4 protein-coding genes are annotated in these 3119 nt (G+C 40.0%); 3 read left to right on the forward strand and 1 reads right to left on the reverse strand.

Annotated elements, in window-relative coordinates; genetic code table 11:
• Positions 1–145 precede the first annotated feature (145 nt).
• Complete coding sequence (locus JWQ85_RS21300) at positions 146–583, forward strand: sterol desaturase family protein (RefSeq protein WP_299471597.1); 438 nt, start codon at positions 146–148, stop codon at positions 581–583.
• On the opposite strand, the gene JWQ85_RS21305 is transcribed toward JWQ85_RS21300, so the two are convergent.
• The gene (locus JWQ85_RS21305; RefSeq protein WP_299471598.1) at positions 584–1480 is read right to left on the reverse strand and encodes a hypothetical protein; all 897 of its coding nucleotides are present in this window, start codon (positions 1478–1480) and stop codon (positions 584–586) included.
• Between the two features lie 80 nt (positions 1481–1560).
• On the opposite strand from JWQ85_RS21305, the gene murB reads away from it, so the two are divergent.
• Positions 1561–2580, forward strand: a complete 1020-nt coding sequence (gene murB, locus JWQ85_RS21310) for a UDP-N-acetylmuramate dehydrogenase (protein WP_299471599.1) — start codon at positions 1561–1563, stop codon at positions 2578–2580.
• Positions 2581–2850: 270 nt separating this feature from the next.
• Positions 2851–3119 (forward strand): sigma-70 family RNA polymerase sigma factor (locus JWQ85_RS21315; protein WP_299471600.1); only part of this gene is annotated, 269 nt, incomplete at its 3' end.

A 3119-nucleotide genomic window follows, 5' to 3' on the forward strand; every position in this document is an offset into this window, starting at 1 on the left:
GCCCACCCAACCTATACCGAAGCCATGCGCGAAGCTTGCTTAGCAGCTACGGAAAACAGGCCGATACATATTTAAGGAGTTTGCAGTTGGTAGTAGGCAGTTTGCAAAAACTCCCTGCCAACTGCAACTATTAACTGCCAACTAAATGCAAGTCCTTAGCAACATCGGTATCATTATCCTGACCATTGCTTTGATGGAAGCACTCTCCTGGGCTATGCATAAATATTTGTTTCATGGTCCGTTGTGGTTTATCCATAAAACACACCACCAGCAGCGCCACGGTTGGTTCGAATTAAATGATCTGTTCAGTATTGGTTTTGCTGCTCTCGCCCTATGGCTGATGTGGATAGGGCATATCACTTTGGATTATCGCTTTTGGATTGGTACGGGTATTAGCGTATATGGTACTATCTACTTTATCTTTCACGATTGGTTTATCCATAATCGTTTCAAGACCTTTAGAAGTAACAACCGTTATTTGTCAGGCATCCGCAGGGCACATAAGGTCCACCATAAATTCACAGAGAAAAATCCTTCGGAAGAGTTTGGGTTATTGGTGGTGGGGAAGAAGTGGTTTAGGTAGCTATTTCTTTAATTGAGTTATCTTTTCAGTTGCCACCTTTTTATTCTCATCATCACCATACTTAATTACAAGCTCGTAATATTTTATTGCATTAGGTTTGTCATTAAGTAAGCTATATGAATAGGCTATATTGTTTAATACGATATAATCCTGGGGATTGATTTTTTCGGCTTTTAAAAGCGGTGGTAGTGCGCTCTTGTAATCTTTATTGATAATGTAACTGATAGCAAGGTTTGACAGGCTTTCCACGTGGTCGGGGTGATATTTTAAAATGATTTGGGCAATGCTTTTGATATTATCCATGTACTGATCGCCTTCGTTAAACATCTGTACAACGTATTCCTGTATGGTAGCGAGCATGAACTTTTTGGAATCGTCCAGAGGTTTGCCATCTGTCCATGCCCATTTTAAGTTGATGATTTCACCATAATTAACCGCTTTTATAATCTCTTGGGTAAATAATTTGTAGTTTTTAATGCGGCCAAGTACATATACTTTTCCAAACCGCATATCCAGCCTGTTAGGGAATTTGCTTATTCCGGTATCTATATAATTAAAGCCCTTATTAATTAACGCTTCGTTAAAGCTATCTGTAGTGCCTAAATAGCCGGCGGTTTTGTTGTTCTTATCTTTTATTTCCAAACCGTCGTTACTTCTTTTATCTATTGTAAGGCTTAGCACCGGTTTTAAACCCTCTTGTGCATAAAAATTATAAGAGTAAACATAAAATTCAGGATCGTTTGGAGCGGCTTTGCGCCATTGATTAAGTAAATTAAGCGTTGAATCGGAGTTCCCTTTCGTGAAGATTTCTTTAAACCTGCTTTTAAAATCCTGTGCCGACGCAGCATTTAATATGAAAAATGATAAGAATATGATGAGTGATAATTTAGGTTTCATGGAGTGCAAATTTTAACGGAATATAGTTAATTGATTTTTCAAAACTCCTGCATCCCAATAATATTTCCGAAATTCGCCCCATGCTGCAAATACAGGAAAACGTATCGCTCAGAAAATTTAACACGTTTGGTATTGATGCCAATGCCCGCTACTTCACCGAAATAAGCCACGAGGACGAACTGGTAGAATTATTTGCCGACCCGCAATGGATGCACATGAACCGCCTTGTACTTGGCGGTGGCAGCAACATGCTGCTGGTAAAAGATTTTGAAGGCCTGGTAATCCGTCTCAATATTCGTGGTATAGAACATCGCATTAGTCACCAGGATGTATTTGTTGAAGTTGGCGCCGGCGAGGTTTGGAATGGCCTGGTGAACTTTTGTGTAGACCGTAATTATGGAGGCATAGAAAACCTGAGCCTTATCCCCGGCTCGGTTGGTGCATCGCCCATACAAAATATAGGCGCCTACGGCGTAGAACTAAAAGATGTATTTGAGAGTTGCCGTGCGTTTGAAATCGCCACCGGCACCTTCCGCACATTCACCAAAGCCGACTGCAAGTTTGGTTATCGCGAAAGCGTATTTAAAACCGAACTGGCCGGGCAGTATATTATTGTATCGGTAAAGTTCCACCTTTCGCTTAAGCCAAACATCAATTTAAAATATGGCGCTATAGAGCAGGAGTTGGCTAACCGCGGCATTACACAACCTACTATTGAAGATGTATCGGAGGTGGTATCCTACATCCGCGTATCTAAACTACCCGACCCTTCTACCATTGGCAACGCGGGTAGCTTCTTTAAAAACCCGGTAATAAGCGCAGTGCAATTTGAACCGCTGCATCAGAATTTCCCGGATGTGGTTAATTATCCTACAGCCGATGGACAGGTAAAATTGGCTGCAGGCTGGCTAATTGAGCAATGCGGTTGGAAGGGAAAAACCGTTGGAAACACCGGCACATGGAAGAACCAGGCACTGGTTTTAGTGAACCATGGCGGTGCAACGGGCGAAGAAGTGTACAGTCTTTCGTCGCAAATCATAGACAGTGTGTACACTAAATTTGGCGTTATGCTACAACGCGAGGTAAATATTATAAGTTAATTAACTTAATTAGGACTTTAATTTCATAATTTTCTCATCTACAGCAAGTTAAACAATACTTTGTTTTGATTTTTTTATTGCGCCTTACTTAGTTGCGAAAAATCTATATAATAAATTAAGTTGCTTATTTTCAGCAACTTACATTGTTATGACAATTTTTTAGTCTAATTTGCTGTGTCCTGTATGCTGTTACAGTCAATCATTCAATTTCACGTGCTTTTCACTATTGGTATTATGTTTGCCTAATACTCAATACAAAACATTAACAGAATGACAAAGATTGAGTTTAACACCCTTGTATTACGTCAGGCGACTTCACTAAGGTCTTATGCCTTACATTTCACCCATGACGCAGATGATGCTAACGACCTTGTTCAGGATACAATGTTGAAAGCCATAACTTACTACAATAAGTTTAAAGAAGGTACTAACTTGAAAGGATGGTTGTATACCATCATGAAAAATACCTTCATCAATAACTATCGCCGTTTTGTTAAAATGAGCACTTTTGTTACCAAAAGCGACGAGATATCTTCTCC

Source organism: Mucilaginibacter sp. (assembly GCF_028288105.1).
Taxonomy (GTDB): Bacteria; Bacteroidota; Bacteroidia; order Sphingobacteriales; family Sphingobacteriaceae; genus Mucilaginibacter.

What these genes read in the sequence shown, in the direction of transcription:
- JWQ85_RS21300 (WP_299471597.1), top strand. Translation starts at nt 146, where the DNA reads ATGCAAGTCCTTAGCAACATCGGTATCATTATCCTGACCATTGCTTTG.
- JWQ85_RS21305 (WP_299471598.1), bottom strand. Translation starts at nt 1,480, where the DNA reads ATGAAACCTAAATTATCACTCATCATATTCTTATCATTTTTCATATTA.
- murB (WP_299471599.1), top strand. Translation starts at nt 1,561, where the DNA reads ATGCTGCAAATACAGGAAAACGTATCGCTCAGAAAATTTAACACGTTT.